Genomic DNA, 18,554 nt, shown 5'->3' on the forward strand with positions numbered 1-18,554 from the left:
CACTACGCTCGGCGGCGAAAAACCCGGGCGTGTCATCCACAGGCCATTTCCTGGGACGCCCGGTTATCCACAGCCCGCCGTTTCCATGCCATTGGCGTCAACCCGGAAGCCTAATCTCGCCGCGGGCGCTACCTTGGCGCCGAGATCCGACTGAGGAGACGGCACATGCGGATCATGCTCACCGTGCTCGGCGAGCGGGGCGACCGTGACATCGTTCTCGACGGCGACGACGGAGCCACTGTCGCCGCGGTGAGTGAGGCGCTCGACCAACGGGAGCCGCTCACCAACGTGGTCCGTCTACCCCGTGCGCGCGCCCCCTACGACCCCTCCGGGGCCGCTTCTCCGTCATGGGGCGCCGAGCCAGGCGCGCGAAGGGCCGAGCGTGGCCCGCGACGGGCAGACACGGGCGCGCCGGGTGCCGGACGCGGTACGCAGCGGACCGAGCCCGGCGGACGGAACGCCGGCTCGGGCGGCACGCTGTGGCGCAACGGGCGGCCCCTCGATCCCCGGGCCCCCGCCACGGCCGTGCTGCGCGACGGCGACAAGGTGACGCTCGACCCCCACCTGGCGCCCGCGACGATCGTCGAGGAGCCTGGCGGGGTGGCCGAGGTGCGCGTGGTGGGCGGTCCCGCCGCCGGCGCCGTCCATCGGCTGGGCCTCGGCGTCCATGTCATCGGCTCCGACCCCATGTGCGCGCTCACCGTGGCCGACCCCGCGCTCGCGCCCGAGGCCGTCGTCCTGCGCGTGACCCCCGGCGCGATCACCGCCGAGCCGGTCCGCCGGGCCGTCCCCGACGCTCCACGGCTCAAGCTCAAGGGCCGGTGGGCCGACGAGGTGGCCGAGATGACGGCGCGGGTCGCGGAGCGGCAGGCCGCCGAGGCCGCGTCGGAGTCGTGGCAGCCGCCCGAGCTCGACGGCCGCCCGCTCGACGGACCGGCCGACTGGCTGGAGCACGCGGTGCTGACCTGCGGGTCGTCCGTGTTCGCGCTGACGGCGATCGAGCCCCAGGACGCGCATCTGGCCCCGAGGCCCGAGGGTGGGGTGGCCTACAACCGGCCGCCGCGGCTGCGCCGCTCCGCCGGGGAGCGCGCGTTCGAGCGGCCCGCCGAGCCGCGCCGCTCCGAGGGCATGCGGCTGCAACTGCTGGCCGCGTTCTTGCCGGCCGTCCTCGGCTGCACGCTGGCCTACGTCATGCACCAGTGGTACTTCCTGCTCATGGCCCTGATGACGCCCGTCATCATGATCGGCCAGTGGTGGAGCGACCGGCGGCACGGCCGCAAGCAGCATCGCAAGGCGCTCAAGGAGTTCCACGAGCGGCTCAGGGCGTACGAGCGGGCGGTGGAGCAGGCCAGGGCCCGCGACGAGGTGACGCGCCGGTCCGACGCCCCCGACCCGGCCGAGGTGCTGCTCACGGCGACGGGCCCGCGCAGGCGCCTGTGGGAGCGCCGCATCCACGATCCCGACGCGCTCCGCCTCCGGATCGGACTGGCCGATCTGCCCGCCGACCTCGACCTGACCGAGGAGCAGGGCGGGCCGATCGACCCGCCGGTCTGCCGGGCGGTTCCCGTGGCGCTGGCCATGCGCCGGCTGGGCGTCGCCGGCATCACCGGACCGCGCGACGCCGCGACGGGCCTGGCGGGCTGGCTGGTGGGCCAGGCCGCCACCCTGCACAGTCCGCGCGACCTGGCCATCGTGGTGCTGTCCGCGCGCGGTGACGGCGAGCGGCGCTGGGGCTGGGTGCGCTGGCTCCCGCACTGCGCGCCCCGCGCCGGAGAGGACTGCGTGGCCCTCGTGGGCACCGACCCGGAGTCCGCCGCGCGGCGCGTCGCCGAGCTGGCCGCGCTCATCGACGAGCGGCAGAACACCGCCATCCCCGAACTGGGCAAGATCCCTACCGGCTGGGACGATCTCGGCGGGCCCGAAAGACCCGTCTTCTCCACGTACGACGACCGTCCGTACGACGTGCTGGTCCTGCTCGACGGCGCCCAGGCCCTGCGCGGCCTGCCCGGCATGCCGCAGGTGCTGCGCCAGGGCCCGCGGGCCGGCGTCTACACCCTCGCCATCGACGAGGACCAGCGGCTGCTGCCGGAGGAGTGCGCGACGGCGGCCGCGTGCGGCACCGACGGCTACGTGCGGCTGCGCGGCGGCGGCCTGGACGTCATCGGGCCGGTCCTGGCCGACCTCGTGTCGCCCACCTGGTGCGACCGGCTGGCCCGCGCCCTGGCCCCCATCCGTGACGTGAGCCGGGACGACCCCGCGGGCAACCTGCCCGCCGCGGCGCGCCTGCTCGACCTGCTCGGCCTCGCCACGCCCACCGGCCAGGCCGTCGCCGCCCGCTGGCGCGGGCGCGGCTCCACCAGGGCGATGATCGGCATCGGCCCCGCGGGGCCGTTCGCGGTCGACCTCGCCCTCGACGGCCCGCACGGGCTCATCGCCGGCACGACGGGTGCGGGCAAGTCCGAGCTGCTCCAGACGTTGATCTGCTCGCTGGCCGTGGTCAACCGTCCCGACCAGCTGACGTTCGTGCTCATCGACTACAAGGGCGGGGCCGCGTTCAAGGAGTGCGTCCGGCTGCCGCACACCGTGGGCATGGTCAGCGACCTCGACGGCCATCTGACCCAGCGGGCACTCGACTCGCTCGCCGCGGAGCTGCGGCGCCGCGAGCGCCTGTTCCAGGCGGCGGGGGCCAAGGACATCGACGACTACACCGGCGATCCGCTGCCGCGGTTGGTGCTGATCATCGACGAGTTCGCGGCACTGGTGGCGGAGCTTCCCGACTTCGTCGCCGGTCTGGTGGACGTCGCCCGCAAGGGCCGTTCGCTGGGCATCCATCTGATCCTCGCGACCCAGCGCCCCGCCGGCGTCGTCACGGCCGAGATCCAGGCCAACACCTCGCTCCGCATCGCCCTCCGGGTCACGGAGCCCATGGAGTCATCTGACGTCATCGACATGCCGGACGCCGCGCACATCTCGAAGAGCACCCCCGGACGCTGCTACGTGAAGTCGGGGGCCGGCGCGGCGACGGCCGTCCAGACAGCCAGAGTGGGTGGCCGCAGCCCCGTCCTCCGCCCTCACGCCCCTCGCCCTCTCCTTTCGGCTCCAGTCCCCGAAGATGACGACCCCTTCGCGCCGTCACCTCAGGGAAGCGACGGTGTTCCCCCAGCTCCGCCCCCTGGAAGCGACCGCCTCCCGCCAGTACCGCCCCTTGCAGGCGACGGTCTCCTCGTGACGCGGCCCCCTGGACGCGACGGTTTCCTCCCGGCCTCATCTCCTGAAGGCGATGGCCTCTTTCCAGCGTCATCGCTGGACAACAACGGCTTCCTCCCAGCTCCACGGCCCGGAAGCGACGGTTTCCTTCCTCCGCCGCCTTTCGGTGGTGGCGCCCCTCTCTCAGCACCATCCCCTGGAGATGACGGCCTCTTCCCGGCACCACACTTCGGAGGTGACGACTCCCCCCTCCCAGGGGCACCGTCTCCTGCGAATGACAGCACAAGCAGAGGAGACGACGGTGCCGACGGCGTCGGCCGCGCCGGTCGTGGTGGCGGCACCAGCCCAGTAGCCTTCGACAGCAGCGGGCACGCAGGTGGACAGCCTGCCCCGCGCCACTCGCGCCCTCGCCCCGACGGCCATCCTTACGGCTCCCGCCCCCTGCCCGGCAACGCCGCCAACGCCCCGCAGGCCGGGCGAAGGAGCGACGGCCGCCACCATGCCCCCTACACGCGCCCGTCCTACGACGCCCTCCCCGAGGAAGCACCCGGCCTCCCCGCCGCCGACGGGCACCTCACGCCACGGCGCGGTACGGCGGATGATGCCGCTCGCTCCATGCCGCATGGTGCACCGACCGCTGACGGCCCAGCCCGAGACTGGCCTCCGCACACCATGCCCCCGAGCGCCACACGACCGGGAAGCGCCCCTCCCGACCCGCTAGGGGCATGGGGCACATCCCCGGCTGACCAGGACCCCGGAGACGCTCGCCGTGGCGCGACTCCCGGCGGAAGGGACGCCCGCGACACGTCCCCTTCTGGACAGGCACCGGACGTCCGCGACACGTCTCCTGGACGGGCACCGGATACCCGTGGCACGTCTCCTGGACAGGCACCGGATGTCCGTGGCACGTCTCCTGAACAGGCACCGGATGTCCGTGGCACGTCTCCTGGAGGGGAACCGGATACCCGTGACACCTCTCCTGGATGGGCACCAGGAGAGGTGACTCCTGGCGGATGGCCACCGGAAGACATGCCAGCCATGCCAGCCTCGGACGGCATCACCGACGACCCGACTCGCGCAGGTGGCGCATCATCCGGCTTGTCCGGCCGAGGCAGCCACTCTCCGGGCGACCGGTTCCCCGGTGTCACCCCACTGCCCCGTACGGACGGCCTGTCGGTACGCGGCAAGGCGCCAGGGGCGGATGGCATGCCTGGGCACGGCTCTGCGCCCGATCCCGGCTTCGTCGGCGACCCCGGAGTCGCCGGACGTGGCTCCGGAGTCACCGGACGCGGCTTCGGCCAGGACAGGCTTCATGAAGCGCTGGACGTCCTTGGCCCCGCCGACCTCGGGAGACCGGGCGAGTGCACTGGTCGGTTCGAGATGAGCGACGGCGGTCCGGGGAGCGTACGGGTCGTGGATGTGGATTGGCGGTCTCTCGGCCGGCCCTTGCCCGCGCCGCCGGAGCCTCCGGAGGAGTCGACCGTCACCGACCTGTCCATCCTGGCGGACGCCATCGTGGAGGCGACCCGGCTGACCGGGGTACGGCGGCAGCCCAGTCCGTGGCTGGAGCCGTTGCCGGCACATCTGGTTCTCGACCAGGTCCATGCCATGACCGGGCGCCCCCGGGCGTACACGGGAATGGGTGGCGAGTCGACCACGCGTCAGGAGCGGCCTGAACGCCCAGGGACGCACACCGGACCGGCCCCTCAGAGCGGCCGCTCGGCGACACACCGGCATCCAGCCGAACACCCTGACTCGCACACCGGAGCGATCCCCCAGATCGACTACTCGGGCACGCACCGCCATCCGGCCGCACACCCTGACGCGTACATCGGACCGGATCCTCGAAGCAGCCTCCTTGGGTCACACGACGATCCGGCCGAACGCCCTGATGCGCAGCACACAGGGTGGAGTTCTCCGACCGGTCGCACGGGGCCCCCGCGAGGCCCGGTCGAACGTCCTGAGGCGTACACCGGGCCGGTCTCCGAGAACGACCCCACGGGGACGCGCCGAGGTCCGGACGAAGGCCCTGATGCGCATACAGGCTGGAACCAGCAGACCAGCGCCATGGGGACATACGGCCGCCCGGCCGGGCATCCCGATGTGTATGCCGGGCCGGGCCCTCGGATCGGACATATGGGGACGCATTCCGATTTTGGCTCGTCCGATTTCATGGAGGTGGAGCCGATCCCGTTCGGCGTCATCGACCGGCCATGGGCGCAGGATCGGCGCCCCCTCGCGCTCGACCTGCCTCACGGTGGTCACCTGCTCATCGCCGGGTCGGCGCGCACCGGACGGTCCACGGCACTCCGCACGGTCGCGGGCGCGATCGCGGCGCAGGCGTCCCCGGCCGACGTCCACGTGCACGCGATCGACTGCGGTTCCGGGGCGCTGCTGCCGCTCGTGGCGATGCCGCACTGCGGTGCCGTGGTGACACGCGACCAGCTCGACCGGGTCGAACGCCTTCTCGGCCGGCTCCGGGCCGAGGTCGGTCGTCGTCAGCAGTTGCTGGCGGAGGCGGGGCACGCGTCCTTGGCGGAGTACCGGGCGGCGGGTCACCGGCTTCCGTGGCTGGTGTTCATGCTGGACCGCTGGGAGGGGTACGTCGCCGCGTTCGAGAGCTACGACTACGGGCGGCTGATCGACGCGGTGCTGCAGTTGCTGCGGGAAGGGCCGGCGGTGGGCCTGCGGGCGGTGGTGACGGGCGACAGGTCGTGCCTCATGGGACAGGTCTCCACGGTGTTCGACGACCGGCTGATCCTGCGGTTGGCCGATCCCGCCGACTACGGGCTCGCGGGGTTCCCTCTCAAGGGCTTGCCCTCGTCCATGCCGCCCGGACGGGCGCTGTCGATCGGCGAGCACGGCGTCGTCGAGAGTCAGATCGCCCTTCTGACGGCTGATCCTTCCGGCCCGGCCCAGGTGGGAGCCTTGCAGGACCTCGCGCGATCGGCGTCCGGCCACGAAAGGGGCCAGGGGACGATGGTTGCCGGCCCGGGTGGTGCCGATCGAGGGGCGTGGCTGCGGGAGGGTGAGCCTCCGCTGCGGGTGGACGCGTTGCCCATGCGTATCACCGCCGGCGAGGCCGCAGCCCTGGCCCCCGCCTTCAGCCGTCCGTCGCCGCTGTGGGCGCTGGTGGGAGCGGGCGGGGACGCTCTGGCGCCGCTCGGCATCGACCTGTACGCCCAGGGGCCCGGCGCGGTGATCGCCGGACCTCCTCGCTCCGGCCGGTCCTCGGTGCTGCTCACCGCCGCTCACTCACTCATCGCGCACGGCACGCCGGTGGTGGCGGTCGCGCCGAGACGCAGCCCGTTGCGTGACCTGCGGGGTGCCGTGGCGGTCCTGGACGGCAACGCCACCGATCTCCAGGAACTGCTGGCCGAGCACAAGGAGTACGTGGTGCTCGTGGACGACGCGGAGCTGATCAGCCCGGACGGCCCTCTGGGCATGGCACTGGAGGAGGTGCTGCGGTCCGGGCGCGACGGAGACCACGGGCTGATCATCGCGGGGTCCACCGGTGATCTGACGCAGGCCTATCGGGGGTTCGTGGCGGAGACCCGTAAGTCACGGACGGGAGTGTTGTTGTCGGTGCAGAGTCCGGCGGATGGGGATCTGCTGTCGGTACGGCTGCCGCGTGGCGCCGTTGGGGGTCCGCCGGGGCGAGGGCTTCTCGTCACGATGGGCACCATGACCCCCATCCAGGCAGCCCTCCCGGAGGGCGGTGTGTAGGGCACGGCATCCCCTTGTGCATGCACGGCATCTTCCTGTGCATGGTGCCGGGTGCATGATGCGGCGTCATCGAGCTCGGTCACCGCCTGAAGGCCATCGCCGTGGAGACCTCCGTCCCGGAGAACGCCGCCGTGGACGCCGACGTCCCGAAAGACGCCGCCGTAGAGGCCGACGTCCCGAAAGACGCCGCCGTGGACGCCGTCGCCCCGAAAGACGCCGCCGTAGAGGCCGACGTCCCGAAAGACACCGCCGTGGACGCCGTCGCCCCGAAAGACACCGCCGTGGACGCCGTCGCCCCGAAAGACGCCGCCGTAGAGGCCGACGTCCCGAAAGACGCCGACCTGGAGGCCGTCAACCCTCAGGCCACCTTGAAGACCGTCGTCCCGGACGTCCGCGTCCTGGAGGTGAAGTCAGTCGCCAGGCTCGGCCGGGGCAGGGGCCAAGTGAGACGGGCAGTGGGGACATCCGTGCCACGTTCGCGTCCTGCTGAGCGGCAAGGTGAGAGGGTGGGGCTGTGGGCGGAGCAGGGCACGCCTCGCCATGTGCCCGTCCCGACGCGGGAGCAGGCGCCCATTCCCAACGCCGGGGCAGGTGCCTCCCGCGACGCAGAGGCCGATGCTCCTCTCGGTGCAGAGGCCGATGCTCCTCTCGGTGCAGAGGCCGATGCTCCTCCCGCCCCAGGGGCAGGTTCCCCTACCGGCGCGGGGGGCAGGTTCCCGTCCCGCTGCGGCGGCGCCCCCGGGGTTGGGTCGTCATTGTCATCGCAGGGGCGGGCGGCAGGCCCAGGTGGCCCAGCGCCACAGCCATTCCAGGGGACCTTGGCGGTATGTCCGCAGCCATAGCGTGGACCACAGCCACTGGACAGCGAGGATGCCGCCGGCGATGGGCACAACCGTTGCCGAGGTCCAGCCGTCGGGCGAGCTGCCGATGAGGCGGGCGGTCACCAGGACGAGGAGGGTGGCGGTCAGGTAGTTGGTCAGCGCCATCCGGCCCAGCGGCGCGAAAACCCTCTGGAGCAACGACCGGAGCGGGGTTTTGAGCAGGAGCAGCACACCGCACACGTACGTGCCTGCGGTCAGCAGCCCGGCGATGCCGAACCAGGGGTTGAAGTGCGCGTCATCGGCCGATGCCTCGATCTGCAGCCAAGCAGCGGGCACCGCTCCAGCCACGAAGACCAGGAACAGCGCGACCGGTCCCCATGTGGCACGCTCGATCCTGCCGATCACGCCGTACCGGGTCAGCGCCGAGCCCAGCAGGAACAGTCCGGGCACCTCCGGCACGCCGTTGCTGCCCAGAACCGGTGGCAACGCGATCAGGATGGCGGCGAGCCCCGCGACGGCCCAGCGCGGCAACCAGGTCGAGGGCAGGAGCACCACCAGGCCGACGACGGCATAGATGGTCAGGATGTCGCCCCGCCACAGCAGGAACATGTGCACCAGGCCGATGGCGAGCAGCGCCAGGAGGCGGCGCAGCAGGAGCACCCAGGGGCGCGGGACAGTTCGGCTCGCTGAGTCCAGCAGCAGCGAGAAGCCGACACCGAACAGCAGGGAGAAGATCGGGAAGAAGCGCTGGTCGACGAACAGGCTCGGCCATTCCTCACCGCTCTGCCCCTTCGTCCCCACAGCCTGCGTTACCGATACGGCGTCGACCATGTGGGCGATCGGCTTGACGTTGGCCAGCAGGATTCCGCACAAGGCGAACCCGCGGATGACGTCGAGTGCGGCAATGCGAGGGCGGCCCCGTGCTGGTGCGGCGGAGTGGGATTGGGGGGCTGGTGCGGATGCTGCGGGGCGGTATTGAGGAGCGGGTAGTAATGCGGCGTTCGGAGAGGGGGCGGGTGCCGGTGCGGCTGTGTGTGGGCGGGCGGGTGGACGGCTGTCGGGGTCGGGGTAGTCGGGGTGGTGTCGGGCTGGCTCAGCCGGGGGGAGTTCTTCGTGTGACATGAGGACTCATCCTGCGGGCCCGGGGTTGGGAGCGGCACGGGTCGAAAGCAGGGTTCGCGGCTTGAGACACCGTACTTTCGGCCGGTACGGGGAGACCGCCGCGACGGTTTGGTCTGTTGGGTGGACACAACGTGCATTCGGGGCGCTGGCGCTGCGTTCAGGGTGCTGGAGCAGTGGCGGGGTGGGAGCTTACTGGGCTGCGCGGGGTAACAGTGGGGTGCGCGGAGGGGCAGGGAGGGGCGGTCACCCCCCGATGTCGGACGAGTGTTCGCGTAGCGGGACACTGACACAGGCGTCGGATCGGCGAGTGGGGCGCGGGGACACTGACGTGGGCGTCGGACCAGCGGGTTGGAAACGGGAACACTGACACGGGCCGCGGACCAGCGGATTGGAAACGGGAACACTGACACGGGCCGCGGACCAGCGGATTGGAAACGGGAACACTGACACGGGCCGCGGACCAGCGGATTGGAAACGGGAACACTGACACGGGTGTCGGATCGGCGAGCGGGCGCGGGACACCGACGCCGGCGGGACGTGGGCGGGACGTCGGCGGCTGGGGTACGGGGTCTGAATCGGGTGTTGGGCCGGCGGCTGTGGCGGGGGCCAGGTCACTGCTCCCGCACCTCTGCGGCTGCCTGGCTGGTGCGGTCGAGGAGGACGGCGATGCCGTCGAGCATGCGGTGCAGTCCGAACTCGAAGATGTTGTCCGGTTCGGCCGCCTCGAACGCCTCCGGGCCGAACTCCGACACCATGGGCAGCCGTGCCTCCCGAATGGAGCGGTCGAAGCTCTCGCGCCGGGCCGCCGTCCACTGCTCCCGGGTATGGCGGCTCCTGCGGGCCGCCTGCGTCTCGTAGGCCAGCGGCGCGGCGGCGCTCTGCAGATAGGTGCCGATCATGATGGCGATCTTGGTCAGTGTGGCGAAGTCCAGGTCGTGGCCGGCCAGGGCGCGCATGCGCCAGTCGGTGTACGCCATGAGGTGCGGGGCGTTGGGCGGCCGGGTGGTGGCCACGACGAGCTGCGACAGCCAGGGATGTCTGCGGTGCAGCGCCCATTCCTGGCGCGCGGACAGCTCCAGCTTGTCGCGCCATCCGTCGGGGCCGGGTTCGGGGAGGGGGTGGTCGGCGAAGACCGTGTCCACCATGAGGTCGTTGAGTTCCTCCCGCCCGGCCACGTACCGGTAGAGCGACATCACCCCAACCCCGAGGTCGGCGGCGATGCTCCGCATCGAGACGGCGGCGACGCCCTCGCGGTGGGCGCGGGCCAGAGCGGCCCGGACGATGACCTCCCGGTCCAGGACGGCGTCGACGTTGCCCGGCGACTGCGGCTGCCGGCGTGCCTCGACCGTGGCCGGGCGTTCGGCCATCCGGGCCCGGTAGGCACGCGTCCGGCAGGCGCGCGAGCAGTAGCGCCGCGGGCGGCCGCGTTCGGCTGGGCGCAACGCCCTGCCGCACATCTCACAGGTCATCATGATCACCGCACCTCATCACAGGCCACCGCCCACCGCAACGCCGGCTCCACATCGCAAGCCGCCCTCCCTCTATGAGCTCACCACGCGTCGGCCCAGCCGTGCGTCGCCCCCATGAGCTCGCCACGCGTCGGTCCAACCAGGCGCGGGCGACCCTCCACGAGCTCGCCACACGTCGGTCCAACCAGGCGCGAGCGACCCTCCACGAGCTCGCCACGCGTTGGCCTGCCCCTGCGCGGCCTCGGCCACGCCTCGACCTGAAGGTGCGCGGCGGCCGCATCACGCTGGCGCCACTCACGGGCCGGGCGCCGTTCCTCTCGCATCACCGTTCACGGGCGTCGCTCACGGGCGCCGTTCCTCTCGCATCGCCACTCACGGGCGTCGCTCCTCGCGCGTCGCCGCTCACGGGCGCCGTTCGCGGGCGCCGTTCCTCGCGCATCGCTGCTCATCTACGCCGGCCTCCTGCGTACACCGGGCTCCTCAGCTCGTATTTCGTCACAGCGCTTATTCGTGACGAAATTATAGTTCATCCCTTTTCAAATGCAGTAATCGGATATGCAGTACGGTGTATTTATGACTCGTGCAGCGTACGCACATCAAGTGACGAACAAGACCACGCACGCCCTGGAGCTCCGCGACGTGACGAAACGTCACGGCGCCGGCGACACGGCCGTGACCGCGTTGGACCGGGTGTCGCTGTCGATCCCGCGCGGCACCTTCACCGCCGTCATGGGACCGTCCGGATCGGGGAAGAGCACCCTGCTCCACTGCGCGGCCGGGCTCGACCGGCCCGACTCCGGGTCCGTGGTCCTCGACGGACACGAGCTGACCGACGCCGACGAGACGGCGCTGACCCGCCTGCGACGCGAGCGCATGGGGTTCGTGTTCCAGTCGTTCAACCTGGTGCCCACCTTGACCGTGGCGCAGAACGTGGCTCTGCCTCTGGAGTTCGCCGGCCGCCGTGTGGACGGGCCGCAGGTGCGGGGGCTGCTCGCGCGGCTCGGGCTCGGCGACCGGCTCGACCACCGTCCCGCCGAGCTGTCCGGCGGGCAGCAGCAGCGGGTGGCCATCGCGCGCGCCATGCTGTCCCGGCCGGCCGTCGTCTTCGCCGACGAGCCCACCGGAGCGCTCGACACCCAGGCCGCGCGCGACGTGCTCCGCATCCTGCGCGAGGCGGTCGACGCGGGCGGGCAGACGATCGTGATGGTGACGCACGACCCCGTCGCCGGCGCCTACGCCGACGCCGTCGTGTTCTTCAGCGACGGCCGGATCGTGGACAGCATGACCCGGCCCGACCCCGCCTCGGTGGCCGCGCGCATGGCCCGCCTGTCCACGCCCGTCCCCCAGGGCGGAAACGTCCCGGCCGCGCCGATCCGCCAGGGCGGCGTCCAGCAGGGCGGCGTCCAGCAGGGCGGCGTCCGGAGGGGTGGTGACGTCCGATGAGGTGGCGGCTGGCCTGGGCCACGGTACGCGCGCACCGCACCTCCTCGCTCGCCTCGGCCGCCGTCATGGCGGCCGGCACCGCGCTGCTCACCGCGTTCGCGAGCCTGCTGGAGACCGGCCTGGCGACCGGCCGGGACAGCGGCTTCCTCATCATGCTGCCGGCGATCCTGGGCGGCTGGACGGTGGCGATCGTGGCGTTCGGGGTGGTCTCCACCGTCTCCCTGACGATCCAGCACCGCGAGCAGGAGCTGGCGCTGCTGCGGTCGATCGCGGCGACCCCCCGGCAGATCCGGCAGAACGTGGTGGTGGAGACGCTCATCACGGCCGTCCCGGCGGCGGTGGCGGGCCTGCTGCCCGGGTTCGGGCTGGGGGCGGTCGTCCTCGGCCGGCTGGTCGGCAGCGGGCTGGTCGGCGCGGAGACGCGCCTGGCGACGGGCTGGCTGTGCGTGGTGACGGGCACGGGCGCCTCCCTGCTGGCGGCGCTCGCGGGAGCGCTGATCTCCAGCCGGCGCGCCGCCTCGATCCCGCCCGTCCGGGCGCTGGCCGCGGCGGCTCCCGCCGAGCCCGGCCGGGCACTGGCCCGGGGCCGGGTGACGGCCGGGATCATTCTGCTCGCGGCCGGGCTGGGCCTGTCGGCCGGGACGCTGTTCATGGACGACGGGCCGCTGCTGTCGAGCACCGCGGGCCCGGCGGGGGTCGCGGTCGCGGTCGGGCTGGCGCTGCTCAGCCCGGCGGCCCTGCGGCCGGTCCGCCGGCTGTCGGACGCCCGGCTCGGCGCGACCGCGCGGCTGGCCGCGCGCAACGTCCACGCCCGCGCCAGGCAGAGCGGCAGCGTGGCCTCCCCGCTGATCCTGCTGGTCGGCATCGCCGGCGGAACCCTGTACATGCAGACCACCGAGGACAGCGTCCCCCACGCCGCCGGTGACGTCAGCCCGCAGCTCGCCTCGGTGAACTACCTGGTCGTCGCCATGATCATCGCTTTCTCGGCGATCGTGGTGGTGAACACGCTGATCGCGGCCACCCGGCGGCGCCGCCGCGAGTTCGGGCTGCTGCGGCTGTCGGCCGCCACCAGCGGACAGGTCCTGGCCATGGTCGCGGTCGAGGCCGCGATGACGGCGGCGCCGGCCGTCGTGCTCGGCACGGCCGCCGCCGCGGCGACCACGATCCCCTACAGCCTCGTCAAGACCGGCTCCCCGCTTCCCTCCGGGCCGCCCTGGATGTACGCCGCCATCGTCGCGGGGGCGTTGCTGCTGGTCATGGTGGCCGTGATCCCGACCGCCGTGGCGGCGCTGCGCACCCGGCCGGTCGACGCCCTGACCGCGGCGGCTTGATCACAACACCGCGAACGGATGCAGGGGCCAGGGCATCGGCCGTGCGGACGGTGGACCGTCCGGCCGAAAGCCCTGGCCGCTCCGCGCGATCCCAGGGCCCGCGGCGCTACCCCAGCTTGTCGGAGACGGCGTCGTCGTAGGCGCCTTCCGTCCAGTGCTCGTCGTCGATGTGCAGCCAGTACTGGCTCTGCCGGTCCGATTCCTGTTCGCCACCGCCGCCCCCGCCCATGTGCCCCACGGGGAAGCCCGACCCCAAGCCGCCGGCGCTGGTGGAGCCGCGGGCGGCGAGCTGCTGGGCGTTGGCCGCCGCCGAGCCGTCGCCGCGGCCCGTCGTGGAGACGCCGTCCGCCGTCGAGGCGCCGTTGGGGTTGTAGGTGCCGTTGGGGTTGTAGGCGCCGTACGGGGAGGAGGTGCTGTGCGGGTTGGTGGTGCTGTTCGGGCCGGTCGTGGTGGGGGAGGTGTAGCTGGTCGGGTTCCAGCCGGAGGTGGTCGCGTCCGGGACGTTGGGCCGCTGGTAGTCGGCGAGCTGCGTCGCCGTGGAACCGCCCGGCATGGTGATGCCCTTGCTCGGGTCCGTGATGCCCTTGCTGGGGTCGGTGATGTGGGTTCCCGGCGTGGTGCCGCCCTGGGAGGGGTCCGTGACGCCGCCGCCGGGGGTGTTGACGCCGCCGGAGGTGTCGATGCCGCCGGGCGTGCCGACGCCGCCCGTGCCCGTGTCTCCGCCGGTGCCGCCGCCCGGCGTGGAGCCGCCGGGGCCGCCCGGCATGCCGGGGACGTTGACGTCGCCCGAGCCGCCGTCGCGCTTGCTCGGGTCGTCGAGGCCCAGGCCGCCGCCCGGGGTGTTGATGCCGTTGCCGTTGAGGCCGCCGCCGTTGAAGTCCCCGCCGTTGTACCCGGCGGGCATGACCCCGCCCTTCTTGAAGGGGTTGTCGAAGTTGACATCCTTGATCCCGTCGGCGCCCGGCGGCGTCGGGTCCTTGATGTCAGGCAGGTCCTTCTGGACGAAGTCCGGGAAGTGGGCGTACGCCTCGTACAGGTCCTTGTTGAAGGCGGCGAGGTGCTTGCCGGCCAACTCGTCCTGCGAACCCCACTCGATGCCCTGGTCGATGGTGTGGTAGAAGTCCGCGACGGAGTCGTTGAAGGTGAACTGGTTGTCGCTCCAGGCCATGGCCTTGTTCTGGACGAAGTCCGTGTGCTCGCGGACGCGGTCGGCGAGGTGCTGCATCGGCTTGGCCATGCCGTCCATGCCGCCGGAGAGGTTGACGATGGTGTCGTGGAGCTGCCGCAGCGCCTTCTGGGCGTCCACGGACGCCTTGCCCTTCCAGATCTTGGCCAGCTCGCCGCTGACCTCGTCGATCACGTCCAGCGTCTTCGCCAGCCGCTCCGCCGCGTCGGCGTACGCGGTGGCGGCGCCGTCGAAGGTCTCGGGCGCGAGCTTCAAGATGAAGTTCTTGACCTCGGCGACGCTCCTGCCGTCGTCGTCGACGCTGAAGTTGTCGCACTGGGTCTTGATCCAGTGTGTCGCCTTGGGGCTCTTCGTGGAATCAGCCATGTGCGATCACGTGTCCAATGAGATCTGCTGGTTGGCCTTGTCGTAGATCCCGCCGCCGACCAGGATGAGGTCGATGGCGATGCGGAGCTTCTCGTTCACCTGCGTGTAGATGTCGGTGAGCTGCTCCTGGCCCTTCTGCGCCGTATCGAGGAAGACCTTGCCGCCGTCCCAGCGCTTGACCTGCTTGAACTCGTAGCGCAGCGATGACAGGTCGGCCTTGGCCTGCACGTCCGACACGGAGCCGGGCTTCATACCGGTCAGCGCGGTGAGTTCGGCGGTGAGCCGGTCGGCGAGACCCTGGAACTTGGTCTTGGGATCCTCGGGATGCTCGACACCGTCGCGGTCGGCATCAAGTCCGGGCCACTTCTGGCCGCAATGCCGGTGATCCTTGGCAGGCATGACACCCTCCCCACTGGCTCTTGATCCGCAACTTTACTCGCATGGCTATCGTGCCGTACAGAAGTTGACATATCCCCCATGCCGCTCAGCCGTAACATTACGCGGGAGCCGGACCGGAACGGAGTGGCATGCAGACCCGCAAGGATCTCTACCAGGCGCATCGGTTCATGACCCAGCGCCTCGGCATGGCCCTGTTGCAGGGCGAGCCTGACCTGCCCGAATCACCCATGCGCCGGCACAACGTCGCGACGTTCGCCGGTGTGCTCATCGGAATCCTCATCGCGGCGGGCTTCGGCATCTACGGCATGCTGAAGCCGGGCGGGGCCACCAAGCTCACCGACCCCGGGCAGCTCCTCGTCGAGGAGGAGACCGGCGCGACCTATGTCTACAGCGAGCAGGAGAGCCGGCTGCTGCCGGTCGCCAACTACGTCTCGGCGCGCCTGCTGCTGGACAGCGACCAGGTCAAGGTGCGCAACGTGTCGTCGGAGTCGCTGGCGGGCTTCTCGCGCGGGCCGATGGTGGGCATCGCGGGGGCGCCGAACTCGCTGCCCAAGCCGCAGCGGATGGTCAAGACGCCGTGGTCGGCCTGCGTGACCGAGGGCCAGGACGCCGCGGGGACCCGCCGGTCGTACGTGACGCTGGTCGGCGGCACCGAGGTCGGCGGCGTGTCCCCCGGCGCCGCCGACGCGCTGCTCGTGAACGACGGCGGGAAGAACTGGGTGCTGTGGGCCAACCAGCGGATGGCGGTCAACAACGTCGACCGGCTCACCGACCAGGCCCCGCGCCGGGTGCCCCTCTCGTGGATCAACTCCATCCCCGAGGGCAACAGGTTCGCCGCGCCCACGATCACCGGACGCGGCAGGCGGCTCCCCGGCACGTCCTTCCGGGTCGGGCAGGTCCTGAAGGTGGACGCGCTGGCGGGCAGCCCGGCCCGCTGGTACGTGCTGCTCTCGGACGGCCTCGCGCCCATCACCCAGACCCAGGCGACCCTCCTGATCCAGGACCCCGCCAGCCAGGTCGCATACGGCCGCAACCGCGTGCGGGAGATCCCGATCGACGCGGCGAGCGCCAACGCCACCAAGCAGTCCGCCCAGAACATCAGGGGCGGCGGCATGCCGGAGACCATGCCGCGCTTCCAGGCGCCGGCGACGTCGGCCCCGCTGTGCATGGTGTACGCCGACCTGCTCAAGGGCTCGGTCAAGGGCCGGCTGACGGTCGGCAGCACGGTGCAGATCCGGGCGCCGAAGTCGACCGGCAGCTCGGACAAGTTCGACCAGGTGGTGCTGCCGCCGGGTGGCGCCGCCGTGGCCGGCCTGCTGCCGGGCGAGGGTCAGCTCCCGTCGGTCACCCAGTTCTACCTGATCAGCGACCAGGGCAAGAAGTTCCGGCTGGTGACGCCCGACGTCGTGACGAAACTGGGTTACAGCGCCGCGGACGTGGCACCCCTGCCGCCCCTCCTGCTGCGGCTGATCCCGGACGGGCCGGCACTGGATCCCGCCGCGGCCCTCACCCCGATGGCCGACACGGCGGGGCTGCGCTCCTCGGGGTCGTGAACTGCGCATTTCATGGACGGTAAATACTGGTAAACGGTAGTATCAGGGGGTTTAGTGTTCCTTTAGTGGTTTGGGGGGCATATGGGGGACGCTGCCAATGGGTACGACGTCATACCGAAGAATCTGACCAAGGCCGTGCAGTCCTGTGCGAACCAGATGCAGCCCGTCAAGGACTGCATCGCCGCCTTCGGGCCCGCGAGGCTCACCAAGAGCGACTTCTCCCAAGCCCCGCAGGCTGACGAGCTGGCCGCCTCCTACGTCGACGGCACACAGGAGATGAACTTCAACGACAAGCGGTACGAGTCCGTCGTCGACTACCTGAACGACCTGCACGACGCGCTGCAGTGGCTGTCCGACTCCCTCGACGCGTCGGCGTACAACTACAAGGTCGCAGAGGCGGCCAGCCAGGGCAAGGCGACACCATGACCGAAGGCCACATCAACCCGCTGCAGTGGAACTGGACCAGGTGGCCGTTCGACTTCGACCTCGGCTCGGTCCTCAACCCCGAGCCGCTGATCGCCACGATCAAGGCGATGTGGTACTCCATCCCCTCGTTGGTCGGCGGCGACGACGCCGAGGGGCGGCTGCGGCACGCGGCCGACGCGCATGAGCTCATGGCCGCGAAGCTCGACAAGATCTTCGACGTCCTCGACACCCGGACCCAGGGCCAGAGCGACGGCTACATGGACCGGATCATCAAGGAGTGGAAGGGCAAGGCCGCCGACGAGTTCCGCAAGGTCTGGGGCGAGGTCGTCAAGCACGAGAACCGCCAGGCGGTCGCCACCAGCGCGACCGGCATCGCGAAGATCCTGCGGGCCGTGGCCGACTCCTCGGCGATGACCAAGACAGCCCTGATCGAGCTGCTCAAGGCCGCGGCCATCTGGGCCGGCGTCTTCATGGCCCTCAGGTGGATCGCGCGCACGTGGGGCGGCGTCATCGCCGCCCAGATGGCCACCTACGCCGCGTACCTGCGCACCACCCGCCTGGTCGGCATGGCCCTCCAGGTGCTGATCAGGTTCCTGTCGATGCTGCGCACCTGCGCGCTGGCGCTGCGCAACCTGCCCGTCGTGGGCCGGCTCCTCCTGCGCATGCCGGGAGCGGCCAAGCTGCGCTCGCTGAAGGCCGCGGCCGCGATGTCCAGGGTCGAGGTGGAGCTCGCGAAGTTCACCAAGTACGCGGGCTACGCCGAGAAGGCCGGAAAGACGAGCTTCTCCAGCTTCGCGAAGACCTCCGGCTGGGTCTACACCGGCGTCATCGGCTCCCAGATGCTCTCCCAGGGCATGCAGGGCAACAGCATCTTCAACCTCGACCCGCTGACCTTCGCCCAGGCCGCGCGCATCACCACGGGCGCCACGCTGGCCGCCACCTTCGCGCCCCTCTCGGGCCTCAGCACCAAGGGCCTCGCCAGCGGCGGCACCGCCGGGTCCTTCACGGCGCCCCTGACCAAGTCGGGGCAGGCCGTGGTCGAGTCCGGCGAGGCGTTCGGCGGCTTCGTCGCGCTGCGCAACCCGGCGTACGAGGCGCTCAAGAAGAAGCTGCCGACGATCGGCGGCCGGGGCAACGGGCACAAGACGTTCTACCAGGCCCTTCCGACGGCGGTCTTCCGCGTGTGGCGCCCCCTGCACACCACGGAGAAGCCCGAGGAACTGCCGCAGTGGCAGCAGCCGAGCACCGGCGAGCAGACGTTGAAGGAACCGCCGCGGGTGCAGACGGCGAAGGTCGGCTACTGGCCGGTCAACGGCGACCTGGAGACCATCGCGCAGAAGGTGTACGGCGATGCGAACCGCTGGCGCGAGATCTACGACGCCAACAGGGACGCCATCGGGCCGGACCCGCGGAACCTGCGGCCGGGCCAGATCCTGCGCATCCCGCTGGACGACTGAGGCACGCCGGGGCGGCCGGAGGACACCCCCGGCCGCCCCGGCGCCCGC

The 18,554-nt window shown here is 71.5% G+C and carries 10 protein-coding genes; 6 read left to right on the top strand and 4 right to left on the bottom strand.

Features of this window, described 5'->3' with window-relative positions; all coding sequences use genetic code 11:
• Positions 1-165 precede the first annotated feature (165 nt).
• Entirely contained in the window at positions 166-6,933 is a 6,768-nt protein-coding gene (locus HTZ77_RS45735) for an FtsK/SpoIIIE domain-containing protein (protein WP_235994123.1), read from the top strand.
• Between the two features lie 758 nt (positions 6,934-7,691).
• On the opposite strand, the gene HTZ77_RS02025 is transcribed toward HTZ77_RS45735, so the two are convergent.
• Entirely contained in the window at positions 7,692-8,627 is a 936-nt protein-coding gene (locus HTZ77_RS02025) for a DUF418 domain-containing protein (protein ID WP_235994124.1), read from the bottom strand.
• An 860-nt stretch (positions 8,628-9,487) separates the two neighbouring features.
• Positions 9,488-10,348 carry a TetR/AcrR family transcriptional regulator gene (locus HTZ77_RS02030; RefSeq protein ID WP_175587666.1) on the bottom strand — a complete coding sequence of 287 codons (861 nt, stop codon included), beginning with the start codon at positions 10,346-10,348 and terminating at the stop codon, positions 9,488-9,490.
• A gap of 570 nt (positions 10,349-10,918) precedes the next feature.
• Here HTZ77_RS02030 and HTZ77_RS02035 point away from each other — a divergent pair.
• Positions 10,919-11,788, top strand: coding sequence for an ABC transporter ATP-binding protein (locus HTZ77_RS02035; RefSeq protein WP_175587667.1), 870 nt, complete (start codon positions 10,919-10,921; stop codon positions 11,786-11,788).
• Positions 11,785-13,119 carry an ABC transporter permease gene (locus HTZ77_RS02040; protein WP_175587668.1) on the top strand — a complete coding sequence of 445 codons (1,335 nt, stop codon included), beginning with the start codon at positions 11,785-11,787 and terminating at the stop codon, positions 13,117-13,119. The genes HTZ77_RS02035 and HTZ77_RS02040 overlap by 4 nt, the downstream gene beginning before the upstream one ends.
• Positions 13,120-13,225: 106 nt before the next feature.
• Here the strand turns inward: HTZ77_RS02040 and HTZ77_RS02045 are convergent, their stop codons facing one another.
• Both HTZ77_RS02045 and HTZ77_RS02050 read right to left on the bottom strand, forming a co-directional pair.
• Positions 13,226-14,671, bottom strand: coding sequence for a WXG100 family type VII secretion target (locus tag HTZ77_RS02045; protein ID WP_175587669.1), 1,446 nt, complete (start codon positions 14,669-14,671; stop codon positions 13,226-13,228).
• A gap of 6 nt (positions 14,672-14,677) precedes the next feature.
• Complete coding sequence (locus HTZ77_RS02050; RefSeq protein ID WP_175587670.1) at positions 14,678-15,070, bottom strand: hypothetical protein; 393 nt, start codon at positions 15,068-15,070, stop codon at positions 14,678-14,680.
• Positions 15,071-15,198: 128 nt separating this feature from the next.
• Between HTZ77_RS02050 and eccB the strand changes: the two genes are divergently transcribed.
• The 3 genes from eccB to HTZ77_RS02065 all read left to right on the top strand — a co-directional run bounded on the left by eccB (position 15,199) and on the right by HTZ77_RS02065 (position 18,506).
• Positions 15,199-16,623, top strand: coding sequence for a type VII secretion protein EccB (gene eccB, locus HTZ77_RS02055; RefSeq protein ID WP_175587671.1), 1,425 nt, complete (start codon positions 15,199-15,201; stop codon positions 16,621-16,623).
• A gap of 135 nt (positions 16,624-16,758) precedes the next feature.
• The gene (locus tag HTZ77_RS02060; RefSeq protein WP_175587672.1) at positions 16,759-17,049 is read left to right on the top strand and encodes a hypothetical protein; all 291 of its coding nucleotides are present in this window, start codon (positions 16,759-16,761) and stop codon (positions 17,047-17,049) included.
• Positions 17,046-18,506 carry a LysM peptidoglycan-binding domain-containing protein gene (locus HTZ77_RS02065; protein WP_175587673.1) on the top strand — a complete coding sequence of 487 codons (1,461 nt, stop codon included), beginning with the start codon at positions 17,046-17,048 and terminating at the stop codon, positions 18,504-18,506. The genes HTZ77_RS02060 and HTZ77_RS02065 overlap by 4 nt, the downstream gene beginning before the upstream one ends.
• Positions 18,507-18,554: the final 48 nt, after the last annotated feature.

Source organism: Nonomuraea montanisoli, assembly GCF_013363975.1.
GTDB classification, from domain to species: Bacteria; Actinomycetota; Actinomycetes; order Streptosporangiales; family Streptosporangiaceae; genus Nonomuraea; species Nonomuraea montanisoli.